We start from the raw sequence: 15,036 nt of genomic DNA on the forward strand, positions 1-15,036 counted from the left end.
CGCGGGCAGGCAACCCCGATGCGCGCGCCATGTAGGTGGCGCCGCGCGCGCCAACCTCCCAAGACTCGAAAGGCTCACATGGGAACTGCAACACCAATCATCGAGCTGAGGGACGTCTCGTTCTCCTACGACCGTGGTCGCGACAAGGCGCTCGACGCCGTGTCGCTCTCTATTGGCTCGGGCGAGTTCGTGGGCGTCATCGGCCCCTCGGGCGCCGGCAAGTCGACGCTCGCCGCCGTGATGGGCGGCGCCATCCCGCACCACTTCTCGGGCCAGCTCTTTGGCGCCACGCTGGTCGACGGCCACGACACCTGCGACGTCACACTCACCGACATCTCGCGTCTCGTGGGCAGCGTGCTGCAGGACATCGACGCGCAGATGGTCGCATCGGTGGTCGAGGACGAGATGCTCTTTGGCCTCGAGAACTTTGGCGTGCCACACGACAAGATCGAGGAGCGCCTCGCGGGCGCCCTCGCCTCCGTTGGCATCTCAGGCCTGCGCGACCGCGAGATCGCGACCCTCTCGGGCGGCCAGAAGCAGAAGGTCGCCATCGCCGCGATCCTGGCGCTCGAGCCGCGCGTGCTCGTGCTCGACGAGCCCACCGCCGCGCTCGACCCGGCCAGCTCGCGCCACGTCTTCGACATCCTGCGCCAGGTCAACGAGCGCATGGGCATCACGATTGTGGTCATCGAGCAGAAGGTGGCGCTGCTGAGCGAGTACTGCGCCCGCGTCGTGGTGATGGAGAAGGGCCGCATGGCCTTTGACGGCACGCCGCACGAGGTCTTTGCGCACGGCGAGGAGCTGCGTACGATGGGCGTCGACAGCCCCCGCGTGGCGCGCATCTCCAACAGCCTGGCAAGGCGCGGCCTCATCGAGCCCGGCCTGCCGTGCCTCAACGTTGCCGAGGCAACCTCGCTGGTGGCGGGCCTGGTTGGCCCGGACGCGCGCGAGGTTGGTGCCAGCCGCGCGCCCGCGGCCTCGCCCCACGCGCCCGCCGCCCGCCCGCACGCCGAGGGCGCCGAGCCCATCGTCGAGCTCACGGGCGTGAATTTCACCTACCCGGGTGGCGGCGCCTCGGTGCGCGACCTTGCCATGCGCGTCTATCCCGGCGAGCTCGTGGGCATCGTGGGTCAGAACGGCGCCGGCAAGACCACGCTCACCAAGCTGCTCAACGGCCTGCTCAAACCCAGTTCGGGCGAGGTGCGCATCGCCGGCCTTTCGACCTCCGAGGTGCCCACGAGCACCATCGCCGCCCACTGTGCCACGCTCTTCCAGAATCCCGACCACCAGATCTGCAAGGACACGGTGCTCGAGGAGATTGCCTTTGGCCTCGAGCTCCATGGGGTCGACCCGGCGGAAGCCAGCGAGCGCGCCGTCAAGGTCGCCGAGCGCTTTGGTCTGCCCGCCGACGAGGCGCCCTTCTCGCTCTCGCGCGGCCAGCGCCAGATGGTGGCCCTCGCGAGTGTCGTGGTCTGCGAGCCCGAGGTGGTGCTGCTCGACGAGCCCACAAGCGGCCTCGACTACCGCGAGTGCATGACGGTCATGGAGACGGTGCGCGAGATGGCCGACCGCGGCAGCGCCATCATCATGGTGTGCCATGACATGGAGGTCGTGAGCGACTTCGCCGAGCGCCTCGTGGTGATGGCGAACGGCCAGATCCTCGAGCGCGGCGTGGCCGCCGAGGTGTTCTCCAACGGCCCGCTCATGGAGCGCGCCTACGTGGCGCCCCCGCAGATGGTGCAGCTCGCCTCCGAGCTCTCGCGCGAGGTCTCGCCCGCGTTTGCCCAGATGAGCGAGGTCTCCGACATCGTCGACGCCATCGAGGGGATGATCGTCCGTGGTTAACGTCATCGACTACGTGCCGGGCGCCACCGTCCTGCACCGCCTGAACCCGGTGGCAAAGCTGGGGCTTGCCGCCGGCATCATCGTCGCCACCTTTCTGACAGACACGTTTCCGCTGCTCGTTGGCTTGCTCGTCCTCACGCTGGTGCTGGGCGCCTACGCGGGCGTGCTCAAGAACCTGCTGTCGCTGCTCAAGCTCCTCGTGCCGCTCGCCGTGGTGATGCTGCTTCTGCAGACCGCCTTCGTGCGCGAGGGCGACCCGGTCGTTGCCTGGATGACCACCGAGGGCCTCGTGACCGGCGGCAAGGCCTGCCTGCGCCTGCTGGGCGTGGCGCTGCCGCTCATCCTCATGCTCACGGTGACCAAGCTCAACGACCTCGCGAACGCCTGCGTCGAGGTGCTTCACGTGCCGTATCGCTATGCCTTCACGTTCACGACGGCGCTGCGCTTCGTGCCCGTGTTCTCGCAGGAGATGAACGCGATCATGGAGGCCCAGACGGCCCGAGGCGTCGAGTACGACACCAAGAACCCCATTAAGAAGATCAAGCTCATGCTGCCGCTGTGTGTGCCGCTGCTCGTGAGTTCGGTGGGCAAGACCGACGCGACGGCCCTGGCCGCCGAGCAGCGCGGCTTCTACCTGCGTTCGCGCGAGAGCAGCTACAAGCGTTACCCGCTCGCGGGCATCGACTTCGCCGCGCTCGCGGCGGCCGTGGCCCTCATCGTCTGCGGCGCCCTGCTCTAGGCGGGGGCAGGGGGACGGGTCTTTTGTCCCCGATTCTTGGGGACAGGCCTACTGACGGGCCAAAGGGGTCGGGTCTGTTGGCACGCCCCGGGGTGCCAGCACCGCCCCGTTGCGACCCGCGCTGGTGTGCCAGAGGGCTCGGGTCTGTTGGCGCGTGGGGCTCTGGGGCGCGCTCGTGTACCTCGTCCCAACTCGTGGAGCTTTCATAGGCGGGCGGCTGGGTTTGTGCCCGGTCGCCCGTCTCGTCTATACTGAATCAACGAGCGCGCTCGGTGGGTTCGGGTGACGTCACACCTCGAACCTGGTCAGGGCCGGGAGGCAGCAGCCATAAGAGGCCTCTGGCGGGCACCCGTTCCCACCGGGCGCGCTCGATTTGTACTCGGCGCCCCGCCGTCCTGCGCAAGCGGACCGCGGGGCTTTTTGTGAGCCCGCCAGCGTGCGGCGGGCAGAAACGGACGGACGCATGGGCTTCATCAACTTCATCGCCGAGCTGCTGCGCGACCCGCGCACCGCCATCGCGGGCTGGATCGCGGCGGGCCCGCTCATGGCCTACGGCTGCGTGTTCCTCATCATCTTCATCGAGACGGGCGTGGTGTTTTTCCCGTTCCTGCCGGGCGACTCGCTGCTGTTCGCCTCGGGCTTCTTTGCCCACAACGGCGGCTTCAACATCGTCGCGCTGCTGGTCGTTGCCTGGGCCGCCGCCATCCTGGGAGACCAGTGCAACTTCATGATAGGCCACTTCTTTGGCCGCAAGATCGTTGCCTCGGGCAAGGTCAAGGCCATGACGCCCGAGCGCCTCGAGAAGAGCGAGAAGTTCCTCGAGAAGTGGGGTCACCTCGCCATCTTCCTCGGCCGCTTCTTCCCGTTCATCCGCACGTTCGTGCCGTTCATCGCCGGCATGGGTGGCATGCACTGGCGCAACTTCGTGCTGTTCAACATCCTGGGCGGCGTCACGTGGTCCACGCTCTTTACGCTGCTGGGCTACTTCTTTGGCGGCATCCCGTTTGTTCAGGACCACTTCGAGCTGCTCATCGTGGGCATCGTGCTCGTGTCGATCATCCCCACCATCGTGGGCCTCGTGAAGTCCAAGATGGGCAAGAAGAAGGGCGCCCACAGCAAGTAGGCGCTTGTGCCTAGGGTCGCGTGCCTGCGGCTTTAGCTGCTTGATATGACGAGGGGGGCCGCTGGCTGCGTGTATTGCAGCCGGCGGCCCTTGTTCGTTGACGTCCGGTTTGCTCTTGGGGGCACGGGCTTTCCATGCCACGGCGTTTGGCGGCGGCCCTGACGCCTTGCAGCGGCCCCCGCGGCTGCGCCCCTCGAAATGCGCCGCCGACACGTCTTTTAGCAAGATGCGCGCAAAGAGGGGCTAGGCGCTGGCTGCGGGCCTTGTGCGGCGGGTGCCTGGCGTGACACCCGTTGTGTAGAAAAGTGCCCAACGAAAAGCGGCCTTTTGCCAGCTAAACGATACCGTTCGCGGCAAGATGTCAACTCTTGTCGCGTCCTCTGGGAAGATACGAATCGAAGCGCGCGTCCTCCTGAACTCTCGTCTCCCCTCCGGTCGTCGGGTAGTCACTTGGGCGCTTTCAACGGCACGTCCAAACGGTTCGTCAGAGATTCTTCCAACCCCCTGTTCTCTGGGAGGGCGCGCGCCAACCTAAAGATTCCGAGCCCCTCGCACAGCGAGAACGGCACCTTGAGTGGCCAAGGCTCGGCTAACGCCCTGCGGTCTCTATCCCACCGCGGGGCGCTCTTTTTGCCGAGAAGGGCTGGATGGCCGCCAAGGCTGCGCCGCAGCCCCCCATGCCCCATACGCAAGGCCCCCGCCTGCGACGGACGCAAGCGGGGCGCGAGGGGATCAAGACGTGTCGAGCGGGGACAAAAGGCGCGCCCCCTGTCCCCGCGCTACTGCAGGGCGGCCAGGGCGTGGCGGGCCGCACCCAGCAGGCCGGCCGCGTTGCCCAGGGTCGCCACGCGAATGGGCGTCTCGGCGCATCCCGGAATCACAAATGTGCGGTAGGCGTCGACGCAGGTCTGGCCAAAGGTGTCCCAGCCGCCGCACATGCCGCCGCCCAGCACGAAGGCGTCGGGGTCGACCATGACGGCAAGGGCCGCAAGGGCGCGGGCGAGAATCGTGCCCAGACGCTCGCAGGCGCGCTTGGCCTGAGCGTTTCCGCTGCGTGCGGCCTCAAAGACGGCGAGGGCGTCGGTGGCGTGGGCAATCTCGACCTCGGCCGCGCCGCACGTGGCGCACTCCTCGCGATAGAGGCGGATGAGGCCGCGGGCCGAGGCGTACTGCTCGAGACAGCCGCGCCGGCCGCAGCCGCAGGCCTCGGTCTCCTCGAAGTTCATGCAGAGGTGGCCAATCTCGCCGGCCGCGCCGTGGACGCCCGCGATCACGCGGCCGCCAATGACCACGCCGCCGCCCACGCCGGTGCCCAGCGTGAGCATCACGAGGCTGTCGGCGCCCGCGCCCGCGCCCACCCAGGTCTCGCCCAGGGCAGCAGCGTTGGCGTCGTTGATCGTGGCGATGCGCGCGGCGGGGAAGGCCGCGGCGAGGGCATCGCGCAGGCCGTCGAGGTCGAGCGTGATGTTGGGCGCCATCGCGAGCGTGCCGTCCTCGAGCACCACGCCGGGCACGTCGAGGCCAATGCCCGCGATGCTCGCCGTGTCAACGCCCGCGCCCCGAGCGAGCTCAACGGCAGCCTCGCTCACGCGGCCAAGCGCCTCAGCGCCCTCGAGCGCGCCGGTGGGAACCTTGGTCTGGGCGATGATCTCGCCGCGCTGCGTCACGACGCCCATCTTGACGATCGTGCCGCCCACGTCGATGCCAATGACAACCGGTCCTGCCTCGCGTGCGGGAACCGCCTCGAGCGCGTCGTCGATGTCCTCGATCTGTGCCATGATGCCCCTCTGCTTCGAAGTCATAGTGTTCTGATGGTACGGCCTGTCTGTCCCGGTCGTCCGCCTGTCTCGACGGGCGTTGGCTTGGTCGCCGCAGAAGGTTCCATCCTCGTCGGCGAATGCCTGCCGCCCTTCTCGACTGCCCCCCACCGGCGTCCCTCCGCCCACCTCAAGGCGCGGGCGTGTCCGGAAGCGCGGGTATACTTGGTGAGCGCAACCGCGCCCTAACCCGTGGAGGCAGCATGGAATCGCTCTACCGCAAATACCGCCCGCAGACGTTTGAGCAGGTCGTGGGACAGTCCCACGTCGTCTCGACGCTCGAGCGCGCCGTGACCGAGGGTCGTCTCAGCCATGCCTACCTGTTCTGCGGCCCCCGCGGAACGGGCAAGACCACCATGGCGCGCATCCTCGCCAAGGCCCTCATGTGCGAGCAGGGCGAGGGCCACCTGCCCGATGGCGCCTGCGAGGAGTGCCGGCTCATCGCCGCGGGCGAGCATCCGGATGTGTACGAGCTCGATGCGGCAAGCCGCACGGGCGTCGACAACGTCCGCGAGGAGATCATCAACCGTGTCGACTACGCGCCGGTGCGCGGCCGCTACAAGGTCTACATCATCGACGAGGTCCACATGCTCACGCCGGCGGCGTTCAACGCGCTGCTCAAGACCCTCGAGGAGCCTCCGGCCCATGTCGTCTTCATCATGTGTACCACGGACCCGCAGAAGATCCTCGCCACGATCCTTTCGCGTGTCCAGCGCTTCGACTTCCACTCCATCGCCCCAGACGAAATGCGCGCTCACCTTGCCCACGTGTGCGACGAGGAGGGCTTTACCTACGACGGCGAGGCCCTTGACCTCGTGGTCCGCCATGCCCGTGGCGGCATGCGAGACGCCCTGTCCTCACTCGAGCAGCTCTCGGTCTTTGGCGCCGGCAATGTGAGCGTCGAGGCTGCCCGTGACCTTCTGGGCGAGTCGAGCGACTCGGCCCTCTCCGAGGTGTCGCTGGCGCTTGCCCGCCGCGACGTTCCCACGCTGTTTGGCAAGGTCGCCGAGCTCGTTGACTCGGGCCGCGACCTGCTGCAGTTCACCCGCGAGCTCGCGAGCCGCGTGCGCGACGCGTACGTGGTGAGCATCGCGGGCCCCAAGCCCGGCGTGGTGAGCGTGCCCGAGGCCGAGCTTGGCCTGCTCAACGACGAGGCGGCCGCCTATGGCAGCCCCGACAGGCTTGCACGCGTCCTCACCGTGCTGGGCGACGCCGCGAGCGAGATGCGCACGGCCGTGAACCAGCGTCTCGTGCTCGAGATTGCCCTCACGCGCTGTGCCCGTCCCGAGAGCGACCTTACCCTTGAGTCCCTGGCCGAGAGGGTCGCGGCGCTCGAGGCAGGCGGGGTTGCCGCCGCCCCCGCGGCGGCTGCGAGCGCGCCCGCTCCTGCGGCTGCCGTGCCTGCGGTGGCGCCCGCTCCCAAGCTGGCCGCGCCCGTCGTGGTGCCCGCCCTCAACATCAAGCATGGCGCGCCTGCGCAGGCGCCCGCCGCCAAGCCTGCGGCACCCGCTGCCAAGCCTGCTGCGCCTGGCTTTACGCCGCCCGCGCTCAACATCAAGCCGAGCAGCCCCGCCGCCATGCCGTCGCGCCCGTCTCACGCTGCCACCGCCCCCAAGCCTGCGGCGCCGGCCCCTGCGGCTGCTGCCCCCAAGCCTGAGGCGCCCGCTGCCAAGCCCGCCGCTGCCGCCGTCTCCGAGGGCGAGCTGCAGCGCAAGTGGAAGGGCGTGGTCGACGCCCTGCTCAAGGTCAACGCCTCGTACGGGTCGCTGCTGCTGTCCGTGCGCGCCGAGGCCGACGACGGCTCCACGCTCACGGTCTCGCTGCCTGCCGGCAGCAGCTTCACCCGCCGCATGCTCGACCGCACCGACGTCAAGGCTGCGCTCGACCGCGCCGTGAGCTCGGTCTTTGGCGCTGCTCGCACGCTCGCCTACACGGGCGGGGGCGAGAAGGGCTCGCCTGTGGCTGCCAAGGCCGCCGCGCCCGCGTCGGCTCCTGCTGTTGCCAAGCCTGCCGCGCCTGCGCCTGGCCCGGTCCCTGCTGCTCCCGCGTCCCAGGCCCCCGTTCCTGCGGCGGCTCCGGCTCCCGCATCGACCCCCGCCGCCCCGACTCCGGCTCCCGCCCCTGTGGCCGCCCCGACCTCGGCCTCTGCGCCCGCATCCGAGCCGGCGCCCGCCCCGGTCGATGACGGCCCGGACTACGACGACGAGCCGCCGTATGACGACGTCATGCCCGATGACGACGCGCCCGGCTTCGAGCCTCCCTTCGATGTCCCGGCCCCCGAGCCCGCCCTGCAGCCCGCTGCCGCGGCCCCCGCGCCTGCCGCGTTCGCCGAGAAGTTCGTGCCGCCCGCGCTCAACAACAAGCACGACGCACCGCAGCCCGCACCCAAGCCTGGCGCTCCCGGCTCGGCCGCCGCGGCGCTCAAGATCCCGCAACTCCCGGCCCAGCCCGCCAAGCCCGCCCAGGACCAGCCGGCAACCCCCGTCGAGGCGCCCGCCCCGGCCGGCGAGGACCTCGAGCCCTCCACGGCCACCAACGACGAGCTCGTCTCGATGTTCTCCGACGTCTTCGGCGTCACCAAGGCCACGATCGTCGACGAGGACAACAACCCCATCTCCTAGCCGTCCCACGCGAGTTGGGCTAGAGTTTTTGCCATGACAAGCCGCGCGGACGCAGAGCAGCCCGTGCACAGAAGAAGGAGCACCCATGCCCCAGATGAACATGCAGCAGATGATGAAGCAGGCCCGCAAGATGCAGGAGCAGCTTGCCGCCGCGCAGGAGAAGCTCAAGGACGTCGAGGTCAGCGCCTCTGCCGGCGGTGGCATGGTCAAGGTCGTCGTCACGGGCGAGCTGCAGGTCAAGTCCATCGAGATCAGCCCCGAGGCGTGCGACCCCGAGGACGTCGAGATGCTCCAGGACATGGTCCTGGCCGCCGTCAACGACGCCCTCGCCTCTGCCCAGGAGGCCGCCGGCAACCAGATGAGCGCCGCCACCGGCCTTGGTGGCATGAACATCCCGGGCCTGTTCTAGCCCATGCCCTACGATCAGCTCGACGCCGGCGCCTCCTTCCAGGGGTCGCCGGCGTCCTCGCGAAACGATGGGCGCGCGCTGCGCCGCCTGCTCGACGAGCTGGGCCGCCTGCCGGGTATCGGCCCCAAGAGCGCCCAGCGCATTGCCTACCACATCCTGGGCTCCGACGCCGAGGACGCTCGCCGCCTGGCGCAGGCCATTCTCGACGTCAAGCAGCAGGTCCACTTCTGCCCCGTGTGCTTTAGCTATGCCACGCGCGAGCGCTGCGACGTCTGCGAGGACCCCAGCCGCGACCAGACGAGCATCTGCGTGGTCTCCGAGCCGCGCGACGTCTCGGCCATCGAGCGCACAGGCGCCTTCCACGGCCTGTACCACGTGCTGGGCGGCGTCATCTCGCCCATGGACAAGATTGGTCCCGAGCAGCTGCACGTCCGCGAGCTGCTCTCGCGCCTGGCAGACGGCGCCGTCACCGAGGTCATCCTCGCTACGAACCCGGACGTCGAGGGCGAGACGACCGCAACCTACCTCTCGCGCACCATCAAGCCGCTGGGCGTGCACGTGACGAGGCTGGCGAGCGGCCTGCCCGTTGGTGGAGACCTCGAGTATGCCGACGAGGTCACGCTCGGCCGCGCCATCGAGGCTCGCCGCGAGCTGTAGTATCGTTGCGTTGACTCAAGCCTCGCGCCCCGTGGCGCCAGGCGCGGATTCTGAGAGGCCCATCATGGCAAGATTCAAGCAGGTCCCCAACGAGGACGCCCCAAGACCGTCTGTCCGTCCCTCGTCGGGCGGCGCCCACGCTCGCCATGCTGCGCCGGCTCCCGCCGCAGGCGCTTCCGCGCCGCGCCCCCAGGCCTCCGCACGTCCGCGCGGCTCTCGCTTTGCCGATGCCGCCCGCGCCACGCAGGACTCGCACCGCTTCTCTCGGCTGGGTGCCACGCAGACTCACCTGGTTGAGGGCCAGGTGCCCGTGGTCTCGTCACCATCGCCCCTCGTCGACGACGCGCCGCGCCCCATTGGGGTCGACCCGTCCGTGACCGGTTCGTTCTCCACGATCCGCGGTGGCCAGGGCGCCGTCGTCTCCACGCGCGAGACGGCCTCGCGCGCCGCCGGTGCTGCCCGCGAGGCGCTCGACGTCTCCGGCGTGGTGCGCTCGAGCGCCCGCAAGCGCCGCGCCGCTGCGCCCAAGCCCCAGCGTGCCCCCAGGGCGGCCGTTGCGGGCATCGTCGTTGCGGTCGTCGTCGTGATCGCGCTCGCGGTTCTTGCCGTTCGCTCGCTCACGGCGCCTGCCCCCACCGACGTCGCGGCCCAGACCGCCGTGGCCCAGACGAACGCCTCGGTGGGCGAGGGCGTCAACGTTGCCGGCTCCACCTACAAGACCCAGCAGGGCGATGGCGGCTGGGAGCTCGTGAAGTCTTCGGGCGAGGGCGACGTCGTGGTGGCGCAGCTCTCGGGCACGCCCGTGGGCCTGTGCCTGTCGGAGGGCACGCTCGTCGTTCCCGAGAACCTCTCGGACGGCACCTGGGACGTCATCTGCTACATGGTGGCCGACGGCTCGACGCCCACGCAGCTGCTGGGCAACGACGGCAACCCGGTTGTGGGCTCGGGCGAGCTCGCCTCGGCTGACGTGGACGGCTCCGAGCTTGTCCTCACTGCAGCCGACGGCTCGCAGACCAGGGCTTCGCTGTCCTAAGACCTTGTCTGTGGCGGTGTTTTATCTGGTAGACGGACCGTTCAATAACTTTTTTCTCCGAGAAGCAAAAAAGTTTGAAAATGAGCTAGACAAGACTCGAAATTCTTGGCATTATATTCCTCGCACCTGACACGGGGTATTAGCTCAGCTGGTTAGAGCGCCGGCCTGTCACGTCGGAGGTCGCGGGTTCGAGCCCCGCATATCCCGCCATTGGATGTCTTGAGGAGCCTGGGAGAAGTCCCGGGCTCCTTTTTGTTTGGCCCGGCGTGGTCCGACCGCGCTCCCTCCGGGCTCGTTGCGGCCGTCGGCCGTGCCACGCTCTCGCCAGGTTCGTCATGGCCTCTGGTCTCGCGCCCGGCGGTCCGCCAGGCATATGCCGTCGCGCGCCCATGCGCGCCCCGCGCCCCCGTTCGCCGGGAGCCTGTCCCGGTCACCCTGCCCTTTGTCGCCGCTCCGTCCTTTCCCCATTCCGCCGATTCGTCCATATTCCGAGTCCGAGGGGCTCACGACGCGTAGTTTGGATGAGTGCGCGAGAGGGAGCGCCGACCTGCGTCGCTTGTGCACGCCGAGAGGTCCGTCGCGCCCGTGCCCTGCACGCAATCGGGCGTCGTGCGTTGCGGATGGGCGACGGATGGATGCACGAGGCCTCATTACGTGCAATCCGGTCTGACCGCCCGATGATGACGAACGCACCAGGCCCAAAAACGTGCAGCGCTCCGTCGTCTGGGCGGGGACGAACGGGGATGGTCGGACGAGGAGGGCGCGGGGACGAGCGGGGGGTGGCCGAACGAGGATGGGCACAGGGGCGAACGGGGATGGCCGAACGAGGATTGACGCGCGTGCGAGCGCGGCTGTGCGGAGCCCGACGTTGCGCCTGCGCCCGCCACCTGTTGTGCGATTCGTGAACGAGATTTCCGTGCTAGACAAGAGCCATAAGATTCGGCATTATATTCCTCGCACCTGACACGGGGTATTAGCTCAGCTGGTTAGAGCGCCGGCCTGTCACGTCGGAGGTCGCGGGTTCGAGCCCCGCATATCCCGCCATTGGATGTCTTGAGGAGCCTGGGAGAAGTCCCGGGCTCCTTTTTGTCTGGCTCGGTGCGATTCTCGAACTCGCGCTGCCGAGGGCGGGTTCGCCGCCCCATGCCGCTTGTCGCGTAAACCCTTCCGTTCGGCTCCGTTATCCGATGTGCGAACAACGATTTCGGCATTTTCACTCGATATTAACCGTTCGTCGAACGTTGTACTCGCATAACGTCAACGCCTAACAAAATGTTAGACGAGCTATCCATAAGTTGGGATTCGCCCGGGGGCGGGCGGTGGTCACGATGACCCCCCCCATACGCGTGGATGGCTTTGCCGCCGCGTGCGGCCACGCATCGAATCATAGGAGGTCACAGATGCCAACAAGCGTACCGGCATCAGCCGGTACGCCCCCGGCGCGTCCCTCACCTGCCGACCGCATCGTCTGCGCCCTGCCCGTCGTGGGCGGCGCGGCCGCGATCATCGAGTATCTGTACATGCCCAGCCTGCCCGGCTCGACGCTCACCTGGACCTACGTCTGGTTCATGGGCGCCCTCACGTGCGCGACCCTCGTGGGGCTCGTCGCCTCGCTCGCGTCAGAGCGCGCCTATGAGCCAGAAGGACTGCGAGCAGACCCTCATCGACGCGATCGAGTACTAGCCTCGACCTGAGCCATGAGGCAGCTTTGGCCCCGGCGATGCCACGCGCGTCGCCGGGGCCCTCTTGTCTGGCGGTGGCTCGCAATGGCTCCGGGGCGGGTCTCGCCGCCGGGTCCCATTTGCCTGTTTAGCGCGCGCATGTGGACGGGCCCCGCCCATCTGTTTGCGATGCGTCCGCGGTCGGGCCCGTCCCGCGCCGGCGCTCCCTCCCGCGTTCTGTAACAGAGGGCTTACGGGTGCCCTGCAGACTCATTTGCTAGAATCAGCAGACACGGGCGCGGCTATGCCACGCCCCTTGGCAACGTCATTCGAAAGGTCGCGTTTTGGCGCAAGAGGCTCAAGGACAGGTTCGTCTGGCCGTTTTCGACTACGACGGCACCATCATGGACGGCCAATCGGGTCAGCTCTTCGCGGTCTACCTGCTGCGTCACGGCCTCATCTCGGCCCGTACGGCCCTGCGCCTGGGCTGGTGGGGCGCCCGCTACAAGATTCACCTGCCCTATCGCCAGGACGAGGCGCGCGAGCTGATCTTCCGCGATATCGGCCGCCTCGACCACGACCGCGTCATGCGTATCATGGGCGATTTCTACACCGAGGCACTCGAGCCCCGCACGCGCGCCGACGCCGTGCGCGAGGTTGCCGCCTGCCGCGAGATGGGGCTCACCTGCGTGCTCGTCTCGGCAACGTTCTTCGAGATGGCGCGTGTCGCGGCCCAGAACCTGGGCATCGAGCGTGTCGCGGCCACGCGCATGGAGCTCGACGAGCAAGGCCACTTCACCGGGGCCGTCGCCGGAGAGGTCGTGGCGGGCGAGGGCAAGGTCCGCGCCGTCACGGCGCTTGCCAACGAGGCCTTTGGCGAGGGCGCCTGGACCATCGAGCGCGCCTATGGCGACCACTTCACCGACGAGTCGCTGCTCGAGCTCGCCGCCGAGCCCGTCGCGGTCGACCCGGGCACCACGCTCGCGCGCATCGCCCGTAGGCGCGGCTGGAAGATAGCGAGCTGGAGCTAGCCCATGGCGAGTGCCAAGACTCCCTCGAACTCTGGGCGCCCTGGGGATGCTCGGGCCGGCGAGCCCGTGCGCCTCATGAGCGACGAGCTGCGCGCCCGAATCTACCTGCTTGGTCGCGAGCTCTACCGCGACCTTTCCTGGCGCCACACGCAAGACCCCTACCAGATCTGGGTGTCCGAGGCCATGCTGCAGCAGACGCAGGTGAGCCGCGTCGACGGGCGCTGGCAGAGCTGGCTCGAGCGCTTCCCCAGCGTTGTCGCGCTTGCGCAGGCGAGCTCGGCCGACGTGCTGGACGAGTGGCAGGGCCTGGGTTACAACCGCCGCGCGCTTGCGCTGTGGCGTGCGGCCCAGCAGATGGTCGAGCTGCATGGGGGCGAGGTTCCGCGCGAGGCGCGCGAGCTCGTGGCGCTTCCCGGCATTGGCCCCGCAACAGCGGCGGGCATCCGGGCGTTTGCCTTCGACGCGCCGGGCGTCTATCTCGAGACGAATGTGCGCTCGGTCTTTCTCCACGAGCTCTACCCGGGCGAGGAGGGCGTGCCAGACCGCGCGCTCGTGCCGGCCGTCGAGGCCACCTGTCCTGCGGCGGCGGTCAACGTTGCGGGCTGCGACGTGCCCATGACCCCGCGCAGCTGGTACTATGCGCTGCTCGACTATGGCGCCTACCTCAAGCAGACGCTGCCCAACCCTTCGCGTCGCTCGAGCGGCCACACACGCCAGTCCAAGTTCGAGGGGTCCCACCGCCAGAAGCGCGCCGAGGTCGTGCGCATGCTGCTCGCGGCGCGCACATCCGAGCCGGGCGGCCTCACGGTGGCGGACGTCTCCCGCGGCCTCACCGAGGTGGAGCTCGCGGCCGGTCGCGAGGCCATCGACGAGGCGCACGCCCGCGTGATTCTCGACGAGCTCGTCTCCGAGGGCTTCTGCCGCACGGCAGGTGACCTCTGGCTCGCCTAGCCGTTTCGCGTCGCTTCGCACAGCTACGTTTTAGCGAACGTATGTTCAGACATGTCAGGTTGAGCCGCCGCTTGCTGATTGATTGGCGCTCGCGTGAACGGGCCGTCGCACGCTCGGGTACACAAGGGTTGGAGAGCGCCGCGCCGCGGTGCGCAAGCCACGAGAGAAGCGGGGACATCATGGCAGTTGACTTCAACGATTCGCAGACCAAGAAGAACCTCGAGGCCGCCTTTGCGGGCGAGTCCCAGGCCTCAATGAAGTACGGCTACTACGCCAAGGCCGCCAAGAAGGAGGGCTACGTCCAGATTGGCTCGATTTTCTCGGAGACCGCGGGCAACGAGGCCGAGCACGCCAAGCTGTGGTTCAAGTACCTCCACGGCGGCGAGGTGCCCGACACCCTCACCAACCTGCACGATGCCGCCGCTGGCGAGAACGACGAGTGGACGAGCATGTATCCCGAGTTCGCCAAGGTTGCGCGCGAGGAGGGCTTCGACGAGATCGCGGCTCGCTTCGAGGGCGTCGCGGCCATCGAGAAGACCCACGAGGAGCGCTACAACAAGCTCGCCGCGCGCGTCGAGGCCGGCGAGGTCTTTAGCCGCGAGGGCGTGAAGGTCTGGAAGTGCTCCAACTGTGGCCACCTGCACGTGGGCGAGTCCGCACCCAAGATCTGCCCGGTCTGCGCGCACCCGCAGGCCTACTTCGAGCAGCAGGCGGTCAACTACTAGTTGGGACGATAAAGGTGAGCACGGGCAAGAACGTCGAGACTAACTCGCTGCTCGTGCGCGCCAAGGTGGAGGAGTGGGGCGGCGAGTTCGTGGGCTTCCAGACCGTGCGCGACCGCCCCGCGGCCATCAAGCTCGCCCTGCGTGGGCGGCTCTAGCTTGCCTGCAACCGATTGGGCGATTCCTGCCCGCTCTTGTTGGCCCCTCGGGCACGATGCCCCGCCCGGGGCCGTGCCAGGCCCGGCCGGCGCGACCGTTCTTCTCCCTTGGCGGCCGCGCCGGCCGATTTCTTTTTTGAGCTTCTCGCGCACGGGCCGCGCGCTGCCAATCCAACCAAACGGGTGGGAAACTCTTGCGCACGTCAAGACCACAATGCGATGGAAGTAAGACAAACCGAGAATCCGTGTGGCCGCGTCCTCGTAGGGCG

Annotated in this window: 13 protein-coding genes, 2 tRNA genes and 1 other RNA gene; 15 read left to right on the forward strand and 1 reads right to left on the reverse strand. The window is 68.4% G+C overall.

What is annotated here, in order from left to right; all coding sequences use genetic code 11:
• Positions 1-78 precede the first annotated feature (78 nt).
• The 4 genes from Q3866_RS00885 (at position 79) to Q3866_RS00900 (ending at position 3,707) form a co-directional block, all read left to right on the forward strand.
• The gene (locus Q3866_RS00885) at positions 79-1,845 is read left to right on the forward strand and encodes an ABC transporter ATP-binding protein (protein WP_301828900.1); all 1,767 of its coding nucleotides are present in this window, start codon (positions 79-81) and stop codon (positions 1,843-1,845) included.
• Positions 1,838-2,584: an energy-coupling factor transporter transmembrane protein EcfT gene (locus tag Q3866_RS00890; RefSeq protein WP_301828902.1), complete on the forward strand. Its 747-nt coding sequence runs from the start codon at positions 1,838-1,840 to the stop codon at positions 2,582-2,584. The genes Q3866_RS00885 and Q3866_RS00890 overlap by 8 nt, the downstream gene beginning before the upstream one ends.
• Positions 2,585-2,853: 269 nt before the next feature.
• An RNA gene (gene ffs, locus Q3866_RS00895) (signal recognition particle sRNA small type) lies at positions 2,854-2,949 on the forward strand.
• A gap of 98 nt (positions 2,950-3,047) precedes the next feature.
• On the forward strand, positions 3,048-3,707 hold the full coding sequence (locus Q3866_RS00900; protein WP_293824206.1) for a VTT domain-containing protein: 660 nt from the start codon (positions 3,048-3,050) through the stop codon (positions 3,705-3,707).
• 779 nt (positions 3,708-4,486) lie between these two features.
• Here Q3866_RS00900 and Q3866_RS00905 read toward each other — a convergent pair.
• Positions 4,487-5,485 carry an ROK family protein gene (locus Q3866_RS00905; RefSeq protein WP_301828904.1) on the reverse strand — a complete coding sequence of 333 codons (999 nt, stop codon included), beginning with the start codon at positions 5,483-5,485 and terminating at the stop codon, positions 4,487-4,489.
• 242 nt (positions 5,486-5,727) lie between these two features.
• On the opposite strand from Q3866_RS00905, the gene dnaX reads away from it, so the two are divergent.
• The 11 genes from dnaX to Q3866_RS00960 all read left to right on the forward strand — a co-directional run bounded on the left by dnaX (position 5,728) and on the right by Q3866_RS00960 (position 14,767).
• Complete coding sequence (dnaX, locus tag Q3866_RS00910) at positions 5,728-8,145, forward strand: DNA polymerase III subunit gamma/tau (RefSeq protein WP_301828906.1); 2,418 nt, start codon at positions 5,728-5,730, stop codon at positions 8,143-8,145.
• A gap of 85 nt (positions 8,146-8,230) precedes the next feature.
• Positions 8,231-8,554: a YbaB/EbfC family nucleoid-associated protein gene (locus Q3866_RS00915; protein ID WP_301828907.1), complete on the forward strand. Its 324-nt coding sequence runs from the start codon at positions 8,231-8,233 to the stop codon at positions 8,552-8,554.
• Positions 8,555-8,557: 3 nt separating this feature from the next.
• Positions 8,558-9,211, forward strand: a complete 654-nt coding sequence (recR, locus tag Q3866_RS00920) for a recombination mediator RecR (protein ID WP_301828909.1) — start codon at positions 8,558-8,560, stop codon at positions 9,209-9,211.
• 64 nt (positions 9,212-9,275) lie between these two features.
• The gene (locus Q3866_RS00925) at positions 9,276-10,244 is read left to right on the forward strand and encodes a hypothetical protein (protein ID WP_301828912.1); all 969 of its coding nucleotides are present in this window, start codon (positions 9,276-9,278) and stop codon (positions 10,242-10,244) included.
• Positions 10,245-10,377: 133 nt separating this feature from the next.
• Positions 10,378-10,454, forward strand: a tRNA-Asp gene (locus tag Q3866_RS00930).
• A gap of 757 nt (positions 10,455-11,211) precedes the next feature.
• A tRNA-Asp gene (locus Q3866_RS00935) sits at positions 11,212-11,288 on the forward strand.
• A 356-nt stretch (positions 11,289-11,644) separates the two neighbouring features.
• Positions 11,645-11,938, forward strand: a complete 294-nt coding sequence (locus Q3866_RS00940; RefSeq protein ID WP_301828913.1) for a hypothetical protein — start codon at positions 11,645-11,647, stop codon at positions 11,936-11,938.
• Between the two features lie 311 nt (positions 11,939-12,249).
• Positions 12,250-12,936 (forward strand): HAD family phosphatase, encoded by a 687-nt coding sequence (locus Q3866_RS00945; RefSeq protein WP_301828915.1) that lies wholly within the window; start codon positions 12,250-12,252, stop codon positions 12,934-12,936.
• 75 nt (positions 12,937-13,011) lie between these two features.
• A complete protein-coding gene (locus Q3866_RS00950) occupies positions 13,012-13,887 on the forward strand; it encodes an adenine glycosylase (protein ID WP_301829101.1) in 876 nt (291 codons plus the stop codon).
• 179 nt (positions 13,888-14,066) lie between these two features.
• Positions 14,067-14,612 carry a rubrerythrin gene (rbr, locus tag Q3866_RS00955; protein ID WP_301828917.1) on the forward strand — a complete coding sequence of 182 codons (546 nt, stop codon included), beginning with the start codon at positions 14,067-14,069 and terminating at the stop codon, positions 14,610-14,612.
• 14 nt (positions 14,613-14,626) lie between these two features.
• The gene (locus Q3866_RS00960) at positions 14,627-14,767 is read left to right on the forward strand and encodes a hypothetical protein (protein ID WP_301828919.1); all 141 of its coding nucleotides are present in this window, start codon (positions 14,627-14,629) and stop codon (positions 14,765-14,767) included.
• Positions 14,768-15,036 lie beyond the last annotated feature (269 nt).

It is taken from the genome of uncultured Parolsenella sp. (genome assembly GCF_958346945.1).
Classification (GTDB): domain Bacteria; phylum Actinomycetota; class Coriobacteriia; order Coriobacteriales; family Atopobiaceae; genus Parolsenella.